This is a genomic window from Akkermansia sp. (assembly GCF_020860705.1).
GTDB lineage: Bacteria > Verrucomicrobiota > Verrucomicrobiia > Verrucomicrobiales > Akkermansiaceae > Akkermansia.
In genome coordinates this window covers 72,266-88,414 of record NZ_JAJBTT010000036.1, presented here as the reverse complement: position 1 = coordinate 88,414, position 16,149 = coordinate 72,266, and the positions used below count along the sequence as shown (strand labels likewise).

Below are 16,149 nucleotides of genomic sequence, written 5' to 3'. Positions count from 1 at the left end.
ATTAATAATTATTCTCTAGTCACTGCCATCCGGTTTTCCGGATGGCTTTAGCCTTCCTCGTCATCCCCGTGGTTGAGGATGAAGTTGAGGTCGTCAATGCCCAGGCTGGAGGTGAAGCCTTCGTCGCCCAGCACGTTGGCGACGAGCTGGTTTTTCTGGTGCTGGAGGATGCGGATTTTTTCTTCCACGGAGTCCTTCGTCAGCAGACGGTAGGCGATGACCTTGTTTTTCTGGCCGATGCGGTGCGTACGGTCGATGGCCTGGCTTTCCACAGCCGGGTTCCACCAGGGGTCATACAGGACGACGTAGGAGGCGGAGGTAAGGTTGAGGCCGGCGCCCCCCGCTTTCAGGGAGAGCAGGAAGACGGAGGGATCCTTGGTCGTCTGGAATTTCTCAATTTCCCCGCGGCGGTCCTTGGTCTGACCGGTCAGGTAGTTAAGCGGCCTGTTTTCCGCTTCCAGCCGGTTCTTGATGATTTCCAGCATGGAGACGAACTGGGAGAAGACGAGCACCTTGTGCCCTTCTTCCCGGAGCTGGTCCAGCAGGTAGAACAGGGCGGTCATCTTGGCGCTGTCTTCCTTGGCGTATTTGGGATCCACCAGGCCGGGGTGGCAGCAGATCTGGCGCAGGCGCATGAGGCCCTGGAGAATGGCGAAGCTGTTCTTCTTGACGGATTCGTCCGAGTCCAGGCCAAGGAGGGCCTGCTGGATGCGGCGGAGTTCCGCCTTGTACAGCTGGCTCTGGATGCCTTCCATCTTGGCGTACACTTCTTCTTCCGTTCTGGGGGGCAGGTCCTTCGCCACCTGGGATTTGGTTCGGCGCAGCAGGAAGGGTTTCAGGCGCGCGGCCAGGCGGTTCTGGCTCTGTGGATCCTTGCGCTTGTCAAAGCGCTTCTTGAAGTAGGAGCGGGAACCGAGGACGCCGGGCATGGAGAAGGCCATGAGGGACCACATGTCCAGCAGGCGGTTTTCAATGGGCGTGCCGGAGAGGACGAGGCGGTTGTAGGAGACGATTTCCCGTGCCGCCTTGGCCGCCTTGGAATCCGGGTTCTTGATCTGCTGGCCTTCGTCCAGAATGACCGTGAGCCACTTGATCTGGTTCAGGGTTTCTCCGCAGACGCGAAGCTGGGCGTAGTTGACCACGACCATGTCGTAGTTCTTCCTGATGTCGTCCAGATTGGCTTGGTCCTTGCTGCGGATGACAAGGACACGCACGCCGGGGGCGAATTTTTCCGTTTCCCCGGCCCATACGTCCAGCACGGATTTGGGGCAGACGATGAGCACCGGAGGCACGACGACCTTCTTTTTGGATTTGTTTTTGCGCGCGAATTCCTCACGCAGCCAGAGCACGTAGGTGATGGACTGGATGGTTTTGCCCAGGCCCATGTCGTCCGCCAGAATGCCGCCGAAGCCGTTCGTGGCCAAGTAGGCGAGGAAATGGAAGCCGTCCACCTGGTACGGGCGCAGGGTGGCCTGCAGCTGGGAGGGGACGTCCGGCTTGACGTCGATCTGGATTTCCGCGGTGCGGTCCTTGATGCGTTTCCAGGCCTTCGGGTCGAACACTTCCGCGGCCTTCGGATCCGCCAGCTGCATGGCGTGCATGCGGTGGGTTTCTCCGGAGAGGTCGAAGGGGTCCAGACCCAGGCGGGTGACGGCGTCGCGCTGGTCATTGTCCAGCTTGATTTCCAGGCGCATCCAGCCGCCGTCGTCCATGCGGACGTAGCCGCCTCTGGCGGCCACCAGGGCGCGGATTTGTTCCTTGGAAAGCTGGACGCCTTCCACGTCAATGACGATGCGGAGGTCAAACCAGTCAATTTCCTGGTTGACCACTTCAAACCGCACGGCGGCGGCCACCGGGTCCGCAAGCAGAGTCTTGAGCTTGTCGTCCATGTTGACGGTCAGCTCCTCGGGAAGCTGCTTGGCCCATTCCGCAAATTTTTCAGGGAATTGCCGGGTGACGCGGGCCTTGAAAGCGCCCACCTGGGGATCATAGGAGAAGCCCATTTCTTCCAGAAGGCCGGGAATGGGATAAAGGTGTTCCCGGATGAAGCGCAGCAGGGCCTTGTTCTTCATGGGTTCCTGGTGAGCTACGTCCCAGCCGTCCTTGCCGAGTTTTTCCGTGCGGTAGCCGGAAGCGTCTTTAGCGCTTACTTCACAGAGAACGTGTTCCGTTTCCGCGGAGGTGAGGCCGCGGACGATTTTCATGTCAAAGGTGCCGCGCAGGTCGATATCCACCACGCGGTCCTCCATGCTGGAAGGAAGGGATGCGCCGATCTTGCGCAGGAATTCCACCCCTTCAAGACTGTCGATCACCTGCTTGGGAATGGAATAGCGGGGCTCTACTTCCGTGCTTTCCAGCCAGCGGGGGGGGCCCGGAAAAACGGTTTCGTCAGACTGGTACAGTTCCTGCTGCCCGGGGAGCTGGCGGACGGAGTGGGAAACGTTGATGCCGGTGGACGTGGCGAGCTGGAGGGCGTAGCAGTCCGGCTCAATGGGATCGTCCTGGCAAATCCACTGGAGGGGTTCATCCACCACCTTGAAGTAATTTTCATCCAGGTTCACCAGGTAGCCTTTCAGGGCGGGCTGGTGGAAAAGCTTGTTCATCAGGGCGCACGCGGCTTCCTGGTCCAGGTCCAGCGTCAGGGCGTCTTCCGTACGGGCGTAATTGGACAGGGCCACGAGGAGGATTTCCGTCTGGGCGTCCATGCGCACGGCAGCGCGTTCATGCAGGTTTTCCAGATGTTCCAGGTCCTGTTTTTCACGGACGGGAATCCAATCCTGCTTCAAGGAATGGCGATATTCAAAGTGGCCCTCGTTAATGGTGGAAACAAGCCTCATGAACAGCTCTCCGCGCGGCGGCTGCGGGGGGCGTTCATTCACGGACTGGATGCGGTCATACCAGGTGCCTACTTCGCGGGAGCGCTCCCATTCGTGAATCTTGCGCTGAACTTTTTCCAGATCCGTGATGGATTCCATGAATTCCGGGTAGGGCAGGCGCCTTTTGTTGAAGGCATAGGCGATGTAGTTCCAGAATTCGAGAATGTTCGTGGGAGGCACGGGCCACAGTTCCAGCGGGTCATAGCTGACGATTTCCCAGCGGGGATTCAGGCGCACCATGTCATGGTCATGAATCTCCTGCTCAATGGCGAAGCGGCGGTAGCGCTTCTCCAGTTTGCTGACGTAATCCGCTTCCTTGTCATCCAGTTCGCGGCCCAGCTTCTCTTCCAGAATGTCCAGCAGGGGAACGTCGTTCAATTCATTGGGGGATTCCGGAAGATCCTGGCCGCGGTACATGCGTTCCAGCATGGCGGCGTACATGGCCGCTCCGGCCAGATCCTCGTCTTCCGTGGAGCAGGCGCCGAACCATCTGTTGCCCTGGAGGCGGAGGTTCACGCGGTGCACGCCGTGCGCATCCTCCACGCGGCCCTGAATGTACAAGTGATTGCCGAAGATTTGTGTAACTGCCCCGTCTTTTTGGAGCTTCTCGCCGCGCAGCCGGATTTCTTCCGGAAAGGCATTGAGAAAGTTCAGTGTAGCCCTATCCGGGTTAAGTGCCATGCTCATAATATCAGACTGTCATATAAAAATTGGAAACAAGCGTTCCTTAGATAAGGACGCTACAGGTCTATGCACTTTACTATGGCACAAAAGGCGGATTAGAGCAACTATTCTCTGAAAATAATTCCAACGAATGTTTTAAATAATATTTATATTATTGAAGACAATAATGTTATGTTTTCATCAGGAATAGCCGTTTTTCTTACAAAAAGGATGCATTTTATCATCATGGAAAGAACGGATGTCAGCCTTGCGTAACATGTGTTCTTGACACGCCCTCTGTAAAAGGGTCTTTTATGCCTGAAATTTTATGTCCTCTGCATCACTTCTACAGTTACTGGCGACTCAAGCCCGCTTGAGCGATGGCGAATTGGCCGAACGTCTCGATATGACTGAAGAAGCCGTGCGGGCCCAGCGGGAGCAGTGGGAAAAGGAAGGCGTGATCCTGGGCTACCAGGCCGTGGTGAATGAAGAATACGAGCATGACAGCAGGGTGGCTGCTTTCATTGAAGTGAAGATGACGCCCGAACGCGACGGCGGTTTTGACCGCCTGGCGATGCGCATCTCCCGTTTTGACGAAGTTTCCTCCTGCTATCTGGCGAGCGGCGGATTTGACCTGCTGGTGCTGGTGGAAGGGAAAAGCATGCGGGACATCGCCCGGTTTGTAGCGGAAAAGCTGTCTACGCTGGAAGGGGTGCTGTCCACTTCCACGCACTTCCATCTGAAAACCTACAAGAAGAACGGCTGTGTGTTCGAGGCTCCCGTGCAGTCCGAACGCCTGGTTGTCGCTCCGTAAGCCCCTGCCGCCACGAAAGGAATCAATCATGAATTGGCAGAACAAAATAGCGGAGCAGGTAGACTCCATTCCCCGTTCCGGCATCCGGGAATTTTTCGACCTGGTTACAGGCCGGACGGACATCATCTCCCTGGGCGTAGGGGAGCCGGACTTCGTCACGCCGTGGAACATCCGTGAAGCGGCCATTTACTCCCTGGAAAAGGGGCACACCTCCTACACATCCAACTACGGGCTGGAATCCCTGCGCCGTTCCATCGTCAAATACGTGGACGGTTTCTTCCATGTGAACTATGATCCCCTGCATGAAGTGCTGGTGACGGTGGGCGTTAGCGAAGCCATTGACCTGGCGCTGCGTGCCGTCCTGAATCCGGGGGACGAGGTTCTTTACCATGAACCCTGTTATGTCTCCTACGCTCCCAGCGTGAAAATGGCCTATGGCACGGCTACCGCCGTTCCTACGAGCAAGCAGGATCTCTTCGCCCTTAATCCGGCGGTGCTGGAAGCCGCCATTACGCCGCGGACCAAGGTGCTGATGCTGAACTTCCCCACCAATCCGACCGGAGCCGTGGCTCCAGTGGAAACCCTTCAGGAAATTGCCCGCATCTGCATCAGGCACGATCTCATTGTGCTGACGGATGAAATCTACAGCGAGCTGCGCTACGACGGCAAACCGCACGTTTCCATAGCCTCCCTGCCGGGGATGAAGGAACGCACCCTGCTGCTGCACGGCTTTTCCAAGGCGTTTGCCATGACGGGATTCCGCCTGGGTTACGCCTGCGGGCCGGAGCCGCTCATCTCCGCCATGATGAAAATCCACCAGTACTCCATGCTCTGCGCTCCCATCACTTCCCAGGAAGCAGCCATAGAAGCGCTGGAAAACGGAACTTCCGCCATGCTGAAAATGAGGGAAAGCTACCGCCAGCGGCGTGATTTTCTGGTGAAGCGCCTCAATGAAATCGGCATGGACTGCCATTTGCCCGGCGGCGCCTTCTACGTCTTCCCGGACGTCTCCAAATTCGGCCTCACCAGCAAGGAATTTGCCACCCGCCTGCTGATGGAAGAGCAGGTGGCCGCCGTGCCGGGGACCGCCTTCGGTGCAAGCGGGGAAGGCTTCCTGCGCTGTTGCTATGCCACCGCCTTTGACCAGATCAAGGAGGCCTGCAACCGCATGGAGCGTTTTGTGAAAACTCTTTCCTGACCCTGCCTCGTCCATGAACTCCGTCCCGGAGGCCCTGAAAACAAAGGCGTATGTGGCGCCGTTTGCGGTGTTCATGGGCTTTATCCTCCTGTGGCAGTTGGGAGGGCCGTTCCTGGAATGGGACCATCCTGCCGCCGCCTGGTGGAGAAGGGCTCCGGAGCAATGGCTATACCCCGTGCAGGCCGTAGTCTGTTTTGTTCTGGTCCTGTGGTGGAGAAAAGCCATTGACTGGGACTGGAAATGGAAACCCGCCGTATGGGGAATCCTCTTCGGCGTGCTGGGCATCCTGTGCTGGCTGGCCCCTACCATGATTGCGGACCGTCTGCCGGGAGGGGCGGACGCCTGGTTTGGGCATCCTTCCTGGCCCTGGTACCGGTACCTGCTGGGGATTGATGCACGTCCGGAAGGCTTTGACCCCGGCATCGTTTTTGTTCCGGATTCCTGGAGCTGGCTGGCGGCGCTGGCCTTGCGCTTCTTCCGCGCCGTGGTGGTGGTGGCGCTGGTGGAGGAACTCTTCTGGCGCGGTTACCTGATGCGGCTGATGGTGAATCTGGACCATCCGTGGAAAGTCCCCTTCGGCACGCACGCCTGGAAAGCGTACTGGGTGACCACGCTCTGCTTCATGGCCGTGCACCAGCCTGTGGACTACTGCGGCGCTTTCATTTACGGTTCCCTGGCGTACCTGCTTGCCGTCTGGCAGAAAAACCTGTGCGCCGTCATCATCATGCACGCGGTGGCGAATGCACTGCTGGGATGGGCCGCTCTGGAATGGGGCAAATACGGACTGTGGTGAATCCGGCGTTTACAGGAAAGGGCTTCTTGGGTACATAGGACCGATGACTCCGGAGGAAGCAATTGAAATTTTGTGGGACTACCATCATGTGAAGCAGGAACTCCGCCCGGCGGATCTCATCTTCATCCTTGGCAGCAATGACGTGCGGGTGGCGGAATATGCGGCAGAACTCTATGCGCGGAAGCTGGCGCCCCTGCTGCTATTTTCCGGCGGGATGGGGCGTTTTACGGGGGAATGGACCATGGCGGAGGCGGAACTCTTTGCGGAGGCGGCCATGAAAGCCGGAGTGCCGGGAAACAGCATCCTCATTGAAAACAAATCTACCAACACCGGGGAAAACGTGCGCTTTTCCCGGGAAATCCTGAAACAGGCCGGCATCCCGGAACCTGTCAGTCTGATCGCCCTGCAAAAGCCTTACATGGAGCGTCGCACGCTGGCCACGCTTCAAGCCCAGTGGCCGGAAGCCAGGGTAACGGTCGGTTCTCCCGCAGGGAATTTCCGGGAATACCTGACGGAAGCGTTGCCGCATGATCTGGTGGTCTCCGCCATGGTAGGGGACTTCCAGAGGATCCTGGAATATCCCCGGCAGGGATTTTCCACGGAACAGCCTGTGACTCCGGAAGCTATGGGAGCCTTCCGCACGCTGGTGGAAGCTGGATATGACTCCCAGCTGCTCAAGGGCGTGCCCCTCCCCTGGAATTCTTGAGAAGACACGCTTTTTGCTTTCACTGGCCGCTATTTGCGGTCATCAATACAACCCGCATAGCCAACCCAATTATAGATATTATCATGGCAGACAGAACCAATACAGATCCCGCCCGAATGGAGAAAATCGTGAGCCTCTGCAAAAGGCGGGGTTTCATCTTCCAGGCAGCTGAAATCTATGGCGGTCTGAATGGTTGCTGGGACTACGGTCCCATGGGGGTGGAACTTAAGCGCAACCTCAAGGAATACTGGTGGCGCAAGAACGTGCAGGAACGTGATGACGTGGTCGGCATGGACGGCTCCATCCTGACGCACAACTCCGTGCTGGTGGCTTCCGGCCACGTGGGCGGATTTTCCGACCCGATGTGCGACTGCCTGCTGACCAAGGAGCGCTTGCGCGCCGACCAGGTTCCGGCCCAGAGCGGCATGGGGTTTTTCTATGCTGGAGCCGCCAGAAAAGACGGCTCCTGGAGTATTGAAAAGGAATACTCCGTGCTGGTGGAATCTGAAAAACAGGCGGACAAGGCCCGCAAGACCGCGGCCCAGTACTATGCCCAGCTGGCCGGCAGGGATGTCTCCCACAAGGACATGGAACTGAAAGGCGAACGCATGGAAGCCGTGACGGACTCCACCATGTACAACCCCGTCAACGGCTCCCTGCTGACGGAAGCCCGCGAATTCAACCTCATGTTCAAGACGACCATCGGGGCCACCTCCGATGAAAACGATCCCAACGCCACGGGGTGGCTGCGTCCGGAAACGGCCCAGTCCATCTTCTGCCAGTACAAGAACATTCTGGACAGCTCCCGCGTGAAGCTTCCCTTTGGGATTGCCCAGATCGGCAAATCCTTCCGCAATGAAATCAACCCGCGCAACTTCACCTTCCGTTCCCGCGAATTCGAACAAATGGAAATCGAATACTTCTGCCGTCCGGAAGACGGACTGCGCCTGGTGGACGAATGGCTGGAACACCGCCTCTGCTTCTATGACGAAGTGGGCGTGCCGCGCGAACACATCCATATTCTGGACGTGCCGGACGGCGAACGGGCCTTCTACTCCAAGAAAACCTACGACCTGGAATACGAATTCCCGTTTGGCATTCAGGAACTGGAAGGGATTGCCTACCGCACGGACTATGATCTGAGCTGCCACCAGAAAGGTTCCGGGCGCCCGCTGGAGTACTTTGACGAAGAAACTCGGGAAAAATTCATCCCCCATGTGGTGGAACCGTCTGCCGGTTGCGACCGCACCATTCTGGCCATCATCTGCGAAGCTTACGATGAAGAAGAGCTGGTGGATGACAAAGGCAAAAAGGACGTCCGCACAGTGCTCCGTTTTGTGCCCCGCATGGCCCCGATCAAGGCCGCCATCTTCCCTCTGCTCAAGAAAAACGAGGAACAGGTGCGCATCGCCCGAGAAATTGAAAAAACGCTTCAACCGTGGATGCCCGTCTTCTATGATGAAACGGGAGCTGTCGGCCGCCGCTACCGCCGCCAGGATGAAGTCGGCACGCCCTTCTGCATCACGGTGGACTTTGAAACCCTTGGAGAAAACGATTCCTCCCTTAAGGACACGGTGACCATCCGTCACCGCGACTCCATGGAACAGGAACGCGTTGCAATCAAGGACCTGCTGCACTGGCTCATTGCCCGCGTGCGTTAATGGTTTTTTTAGTGGTATTTTGATACTGGAGAACACTTCAAGGCCGCTCCGTTGGACACGGAGCGGCCTTTTATTTTTGGAAGGACTGTGAAGGAAAAAGTTGCTGGACGGAGAACGGCAGACCGTCTAGCATAAAAACAGGTTGATGAAACAGGTAGGAATCAGTAACTCCTGGATGGAGGGCAGAGCCGGTAATCTGTTTGCGCCAACCCCAAGCTCACAGAAATTTCCCGGGAGATCGGCGATTGCTGTAAGTCATTGAAATCAGTAGATTGACATTTCCTGTAATAAACTTTAAGGCGTGAGGGGATATCCATTTGGAAGGAGGTTGGCGCAAAAAGCTGTTTGCACCATTAACTTTCAACGCATATTCCCTTCCGCCGTCGCACCCTCACGGGTGCGTGGATTGAAACCTCCGGCGTAGCGGCGGAAGTGGTGGCATTGATCGTCGCACCCTCACGGGTGCGTGGATTGAAACCATGTCCATGATTTCTCTGACAACGGAGAAAACCGTCGCACCCTCACGGGTGCGTGGATTGAAACACTGGCGGACTGGTGGCATCTGCACCGCAACGGCGAGTCGCACCCTCACGGGTGCGTGGATTGAAACGAACTGGAAATGATAGGCGAAACTCGTCGCAAGCGTCGCACCCTCACGGGTGCGTGGATTGAAACCCGTTTGTCAATATTTATTTTTCTCATGTCTGTTAGTCGCACCCTCACGGGTGCGTGGATTGAAACAAGCATAAAATGCTCATTATTGCAAATATTTTCCGTCGCACCCTCACGGGTGCGTGGATTGAAACCTCCAATGTAACCAACTTCGTCACGCATTGCCTGGTCGCACCCTCACGGGTGCGTGGATTGAAACCGGGTAGTCCAGCACCTCGCCAAGCAGCCACGTCGTCGCACCCTCACGGGTGCGTGGATTGAAACACTATAACGTGCGCAGTGACATCATCAACGCCGCGTCGCACCCTCACGGGTGCGTGGATTGGAAACCACGGAGGAAAAAGAACGGGGGCCTCCGCCGTCCGTCGCACCCTCACGGGTGCGTGGATTGAAACTCAAAAGAGGCTTCCAGGATCAAAAAGCTGGACAGTCGCATCCTCACGAGATGTATTTATATAACAAGACAGAAAGAATCTGAAATGCTATTAAAACAATGAGTCCCTTCAATAGAATTTTCTAAAAACGGAGGTATTTAGTAAAAAGTATTGAATTGTTCTGGAAAGAGTGGGTGACTCATTTACCATATCATAGTATGAAGAAATAAATAGTACCCCAATTTTATTTAGAGGGTCAATTTACAAGGGAAAGGTAAAGTCCAAATTATAAGTGAATTCAAAGCCCGGCCTATTTTCATTGAAAATAGGCCGGATGGGAGAGATTAAAATCCGTCAATTTCTTCTGGGGTCAATCCTTGAAGTTCTTTCAATTCATAGGTGCCATCATTATTGACAATGAGGCTTCTATGGACTTTTCCAGAAGAATATTGACCTGCAGGGCTGGAATGTTTCCACCAGATCACTTTCTTCACTTCCATGCTTCCTTCAGGCCGGGAGGAAGAGGCATCCCCTTCAAACATAAAAGGAAGAGCATTTTTTAATAATTCTGCATCTTCATCACTAAAACCTGTCAGGGAGGCAAGCTGTGGGGAAATGGCCCCGTAGAATACATAAACTCCTTGATCTACACGATGTTTCATCCCCATGGTATCGGATGCTTTTTTGCTTCCATCTCCCTCCCCACTGACACTTTTCGTGATTTGGGTGCTGGTGATTTCCACAGGTTCCACGCTGAAAGCTGCCTGAACAGTGACGGGGCCGCGAATACCGAGAGAAACGCCGTCGTTCTTTTTTTCCCCGGTACCTTTGTAAGCAAACAGTTGGCCGAAAGCACGTACGTCAAACCAGGTCTGGCAGGCTAGTTTGGTTTGTTCCTCCTTGGTTTTCTTTCCTTCCAGAAGGATGGAGGCCCTGTCTTTTAATGTTTTGCATTCATCCACCTTGTGATCGTCTGATTGAACAAATATAGGCACTCCCGAATCAAGAAGCCTGTTGCGGATTTTACGTTTCAAGCAGACATCGGAAAGTTCTCCATTTCCGTCAAGCGTGGTGCGCGGACGGTTGCCATTTAACGGATCTCCGTTGGGGTTTGCATTTTTTACGGTGAAAATCACCGCAAAGTCTATCTTATGTTGTAGTGACATAATGTTTATTCTTTAGGTTGGGAATTTTCCTTTTCTTTTTCAGAAGATTTTTTAGGGAACATTTCTGATTTTTGACAGTAGTATCCAAGAAGAAATTCTCCTGACACCTTGCTGTCGTCGATGAAGTCGTTTCGATCGAAAAGGGCATGGATACTTGCTAATTCCCTATCATAGTAGAATTTCAACCCAGGTTCATTTTTGGTCAGAATCTGAAGATAGGGGTCCAATGCTTTGCGCAATATTTCCCACGTTGAATGCGGGTGAATGCTGAAGCGCTGCATCAGTTTTTCCGCATTCGTGGGACGTTCCGTGTCGGAGGAAGTTTTCTGGGCGGTTTTTTCCAGCAATTCCGCTACGGCGAGCAGCCTTCCGTATAAATATCCCCGTTCTGTAATGGTTTTATCCAGACTCATGGTATAATGGTATTGTTTTTTAGTTGAGTTAAATCGGTATCGAAATAGAGCGCACGCTGTATTGACGGCAACATTCCATTCCCAAGATTCCAGGCCGTTTCTGTTACACGCCCGATGCATGCAAGCTTCCACAAGATCAGAGGGTACGGGGCGTTTTTCAATAATACAGGGAAGTAAGCGTGCTACTGTTTGCCTGCGCAATTTTTCATCTGAAGATTTTCCATAAGCCACTTCCGCAATAGTTCGGGGAGAGGGTGCTCCAACGTACCACAATTTGTTTTTGTTATTCCATTGCCACCACACACATTCGGTATGCCAGTGTTCAATGTTGTTCCAGTATTCCACAGAATCCATCTCATTGAAGAAGGTTATGGAGAGCCGCCCTGGTGTGGCTGAATCCAGGCCCATGATAAAAATGTGGCTGGTATTGGCCACTTCCGCTTTGTAACCGGAGATTTTTTCTCTAATTTTCCGTCCCGTTTCTTCAGCCGTATACGGGACAGTTTGATGTTCTTCATCCGGGTCCAAATCCAGCAGCTCTTCAGTGTCGGTTAACGGATTCGGTATCAAAAAACTGTTGGATGACCAAGCTACAATCGCCTGGGAATCATCCCTCCATCCTTGGTTGGAAATAAGCCATCTCAACGCACTGTGAGCTTTATGGGAAACTTTTCTTCCAACTCCGCAAACCTCGGTTGAATCATCAAATTTGCCTCTGAACGTAAACCCGGAAGAATCATTGGAAGAGATGATCTTGGCTCCGTCTCCAGCGTTTCTGATCCGGGCTGGATGTTGTATTGCCAAATTGGTTATTTCACCTGTTACATAGCAAAGGCCTGCATTTTGTTCCTGTGACTCTTGAAATCTGATCCAGGAATCCCACATTTCCTTGTTTTTCCATACATCCGGGATAAGGTTTCCGGGAATTTCCACACGCCATCTGATCAGGATGGCATCCATGGCAACGACGCCAAGAGCCGCATAAATCTCCGGTGCGTCATTTTTTTCTCCCATCCATTTTTTCATCAAGGTTCCGGAAGCTTCATTCACGGGAAGAACCCCTGATTTGACGAGGTCTTCCAAGAGACAGCCTTTGGATACATACAAAAAGATGGAAGAAAGCGTTGTATTGGAAAGATCAAAATCTTTCCAACGCTCCAGTTGGTTTAGATATTCTTTGTACCCGGTTTTTGTATTACCTGTCCATTTGGTGAAATCTCCCGCCACATATTGCAGTTTGTCGCAAAGGGGGTGAGGATACAATCCGCTGGTTCTGCCTCCCGACTTTTCAGTAACGGGAATGATTGTCTGCTGGTTCCCGGCAGGGACTACCTCCGCTCGTCTGAATGCACCGGAACTGTCCAGTACAACTGTTACCTGGGCATTTTGGCTGCCATGATAAAGCGGAAATAACGGGGTGATTGTTCGGTTTTTTGAATTTTTCTCTTCCGAAGAATTCAAGCCTGTCCGTTGGGCATTATCTTCATATGTCTTATATAAAGCTTCCATCCAGTTCATTGTTTATCTCACTTCCTATTCTTCTAAAGATAAATCGTTTACGCCACATGATTGTGGAGGGTTAGCCTTCATCTTGCGGACAACTCTGGTTATTTTGCACTCTTCGGGACGAATGAATTTAACAATCCCATTCTTCATGACAGGTTTCCAGAACCGTACTCCCAATTCTTCTCTTCCTGTTTCATCCGGATAATCAAATCCATGGAACATAACGCCAAAGGCTAATTCCGGAATATCATCATACGCTCCCGGGCCTTCTCCAAACCGGCACGGTTCCACATAAGCCTGGCATTCGCGCGCACCCAGGCAGATATCGCGTCTTCCGCCCTTTTCCAGCGTGCGCTGGATAATGGCGGAATGCTTGCCTTCAATTCGGTCCGCCTTCATATCATCGCGAAGCAAATTCCACTCGTAATGAGCCCGTACCTGATAGGAAACGTCTGTTAAATAGGTATATACGGATAATTCGGCGCCGCTTTCATGATACTTGATCAGTTTCATGTTTTTTGCGAAAGTACGGACAGGATTCATGATGCGTACTTCATCAATGACCCAATTAATGGTGGGTTTCCAATAGACGGATTTGGTCACCCCTTTTAATGCTTCATAGGTGGGGATATGGTAAGAGCATTTTTCACCGCCCATGCGGGTAAGGGGATCAGTGAATAAGGCTAATTTCCCTGATACCAGATATTCTATGTTATTTCCCATGATAAGATAGGTTAAACGGTAAGACCGTTCGGATTTTTAGCATATGGTTCCGACTTTGACCATGAAAAACCAGTTTTTTCATCATAATGATGTTTTGAAAGTATATAGACAGGATAATCCGTGGGCAATAAGGCAATGATGCCGCTTGCAAGCATGGCATTGATATCCTTCTCTGTATAGTTTAAGGAGAGAGTATATTCCATGGCTTCCTTGAGCAACTTCCGGACTGCTTCCCATTCTTCTTTGGAGTGGGGATGTGCCAAGGCCCGCAGATGCTCAATGATTTCTGCACCTTTTTCTTTACCCACAATGACGGGAGTTGATAAACCTTCCAGGACTTGATAATTTTTTGCTGCCTCCTGGAAGGACTGGTGCAGAAACATAAAGGAGTAATCGGCCTGGATCCGTTGAGCCTCCATTTTGATGGTATTGTTCGTCGAAAGAAGGTCCATCATAGTGTAACTGTTGGTTTTTAACGGATAATACAGCTTACTCTTGTTTTCGGAATAATAATATTGATAAAAAGAGTTCAAGGCGTCTTCTTTCATTAGTAAATCGGCTGTGCCTTGTACATCGGTGAGAATTCTTTTTAAAAGAGACTTGCCTATGTTGATTTCTTCCAGTTTATTTGTATTTTCCAATTTTTCCGATGGAAAAACGACAAAAATTTCTCCTTTATTCAGTTGCGCATCTCTGTTGCAGCGGCCTCCGGCTTGGACAAGAGAATCCAACCCGGCTGCACTGCGAATAACCACATCAAAGTCTACATCCACGCCCGCTTCAATCAATTGCGTACTGAAGCACAAAACGGGCTTTTTTATCTTTTTAGCCGTTTTAAGAGATTGCTTGTCTATTCTATTGGTGATGATATTTGAGCGATCCTGTGGAATCATGTTTGTGCTCAAATGGTAGATTTGCACGTCAGGTACGTCTCCACACGCCTCATATAAATTGCGGGCAAATGTTTTGGTATTAACAACCATTAAGGTATTTCGTCCGCTTTGAGCTTGTTTTAGAGCAAAATCGGCAAATTGCTGCAGCTTCCATTTTTCAGATTCTTCAATCATATTCACAGCGATCCGGCGGTTGGAATAAAACAATTCAAAGTACCGCTGATAGTCGGGAATGATATGAGGATCCGGATTCAGCCTTAAGTGCCAGTTTTCGTCTTCCAATTGGCTCCATATAGGTTGCGTGGCCGTGCATAAAACAAGACTGCATCCCATGGCTTCTTCCATGAAATTTAATGCAGACGTCAACAGGTAGGTCGATTTTAAGGGAAGCGCTTGTACTTCATCAAAAATGATCACGGAACTGGCCAAACTGTTCATACGACACACGTAGCTGCTACCCTTGGAAAACAGAGTCTGTAGAAACTGTACTGCCGTTGTCAGGATGACGGGAGGTTTCCACGTACATTCTGCTTTATAACGGCGTTTTTCCTCCTGGTAGAATTCTTCTTCAGATAGGTCGTTTTTTGGATCCACCAGCACATTGGCATGATGAACCAGGATAAGGTCGGCGAACTCATTTCCCAATGCCTCGCGGATAGTGGCTGCATTCTGATCAATAATAGAAGTGTAGGGAATGACATAAATTAGCCGGTCCAGCTGGTGCTTCAGGGCATGAGCCAATGCAAATCTCAGGCTTGCCAAAGTTTTTCCGGCTCCTGTGGGGAGTGTCATCAAAAACTTGCCTTGAGGACAGTCAGCGGTGGTGAAACTGCGTTGGGAAATTTCTGCCCGCAAATCATCAATCATTCCTCGTGAGGCAAGGCGCGCCAGATATCTGTCCAGATTTGCCAAAATTTTATCCCATGGAGGTATAGGTACGGCTTCAATCGGTTCGCCCCCCGCACTGGAATGATCGGCATCTACAAGACAACTCAGTAAAAAGCGAGATAAAAGGCCATATCGGTATTTTATTTCCTTGGAGGAAAGTTTTTTTTCACCCTTCCGGAGTAGGGCGTCAAACGAACGCCATTCTTCTTTTAATGCCGGGTCTGAAAGCAATTCCTGCATCCGGGCCTTTTCTTCTGCCGGTATATTTTTCCAGGCTTCTTCATAATAGGATTGCCGGACGTCTTTGGTTATGCGTGCCTTGAAATGATTTGTCCCGTCTGTTTTTAAATTATCAATCAGGCACCCTTCATGATGGGAAAGACAGCAGAGGGCTATTATTTGAACCCAATATCTTTCAAAGGGCTCTATTGCTTGCCGTCCATCTGTGAAATAACGCCATAAATGTTGTGCCCCTGCCGTAGAATGATCGACGGAGCCCTTCCGAGTACGATTTTTCCCCGAGGCAATAGCTTCCATATAGTCATAAAAGGCATCACTCCATTTTCCAAAATCATGGAACGCTCCAATAAGAGCAGCCGTCCTTGCCAAACCTATTTTTGAGGCGTTGAGCGAAGCTCCTACAGTACACTCATGTGTATGTTGTTCTATTGTCTGTCCGGGTCGTGCTAGCATGTTCCATGTATCCTTTCCAGTTGGGGACGGAAAATCAGAATAGTCTTTTCCATGGGATTTTCAAGGTATGAATTGATTTTTTATTATTTTATGCAATAGTAGCACTTTCA

Annotated in this window: 10 protein-coding genes and 1 CRISPR repeat array; of the genes, 5 read left to right on the top strand and 5 right to left on the bottom strand. The window is 52.0% G+C overall.

What is annotated here, in order from left to right:
• Positions 1-47: 47 nt before the first annotated feature.
• Entirely contained in the window at positions 48-3,563 is a 3,516-nt protein-coding gene (locus tag LIO64_RS08140) for a DEAD/DEAH box helicase (protein WP_290548945.1), read from the bottom strand.
• 304 nt (positions 3,564-3,867) lie between these two features.
• Here LIO64_RS08140 and LIO64_RS08135 point away from each other — a divergent pair, with 304 nt between their 5' ends.
• From LIO64_RS08135 to LIO64_RS08115, 5 genes are all read left to right on the top strand, one after another.
• Positions 3,868-4,353, top strand: a complete 486-nt coding sequence (locus LIO64_RS08135; protein ID WP_343230497.1) for an Lrp/AsnC family transcriptional regulator — start codon at positions 3,868-3,870, stop codon at positions 4,351-4,353.
• Between the two features lie 28 nt (positions 4,354-4,381).
• A complete protein-coding gene (locus LIO64_RS08130) occupies positions 4,382-5,551 on the top strand; it encodes an aminotransferase class I/II-fold pyridoxal phosphate-dependent enzyme (protein ID WP_290548943.1) in 1,170 nt (389 codons plus the stop codon).
• A gap of 13 nt (positions 5,552-5,564) precedes the next feature.
• Complete coding sequence (locus LIO64_RS08125) at positions 5,565-6,344, top strand: CPBP family glutamic-type intramembrane protease (RefSeq protein ID WP_290548942.1); 780 nt, start codon at positions 5,565-5,567, stop codon at positions 6,342-6,344.
• 43 nt (positions 6,345-6,387) lie between these two features.
• Entirely contained in the window at positions 6,388-7,050 is a 663-nt protein-coding gene (locus LIO64_RS08120; RefSeq protein ID WP_290548941.1) for a YdcF family protein, read from the top strand.
• Positions 7,051-7,133: 83 nt separating this feature from the next.
• A complete protein-coding gene (locus LIO64_RS08115) occupies positions 7,134-8,711 on the top strand; it encodes a glycine--tRNA ligase (RefSeq protein ID WP_290548940.1) in 1,578 nt (525 codons plus the stop codon).
• Positions 8,712-9,093: 382 nt separating this feature from the next.
• Positions 9,094-9,778: direct repeats of the CRISPR family, unit length 31 nt; unit sequence GTCGCACCCTCACGGGTGCGTGGATTGAAAC.
• Positions 9,779-10,101: 323 nt separating this feature from the next.
• On the opposite strand, the gene cas7c is transcribed toward LIO64_RS08115, so the two are convergent.
• The 4 genes from cas7c to cas3 are packed head-to-tail and all read right to left on the bottom strand — an operon-like array spanning position 10,102 to position 16,039.
• Positions 10,102-10,923 carry a type I-C CRISPR-associated protein Cas7/Csd2 gene (gene cas7c / locus LIO64_RS08110; protein WP_290548939.1) on the bottom strand — a complete coding sequence of 274 codons (822 nt, stop codon included), beginning with the start codon at positions 10,921-10,923 and terminating at the stop codon, positions 10,102-10,104.
• A 5-nt stretch (positions 10,924-10,928) separates the two neighbouring features.
• Positions 10,929-12,854 carry a type I-C CRISPR-associated protein Cas8c/Csd1 gene (gene cas8c, locus LIO64_RS08105; RefSeq protein ID WP_290548938.1) on the bottom strand — a complete coding sequence of 642 codons (1,926 nt, stop codon included), beginning with the start codon at positions 12,852-12,854 and terminating at the stop codon, positions 10,929-10,931.
• Between the two features lie 15 nt (positions 12,855-12,869).
• Positions 12,870-13,565: a type I-C CRISPR-associated protein Cas5c gene (cas5c, locus tag LIO64_RS08100; RefSeq protein WP_290548937.1), complete on the bottom strand. Its 696-nt coding sequence runs from the start codon at positions 13,563-13,565 to the stop codon at positions 12,870-12,872.
• An 11-nt stretch (positions 13,566-13,576) separates the two neighbouring features.
• A complete protein-coding gene (gene cas3 / locus LIO64_RS08095) occupies positions 13,577-16,039 on the bottom strand; it encodes a CRISPR-associated helicase Cas3' (protein WP_290548936.1) in 2,463 nt (820 codons plus the stop codon).
• Positions 16,040-16,149 lie beyond the last annotated feature (110 nt).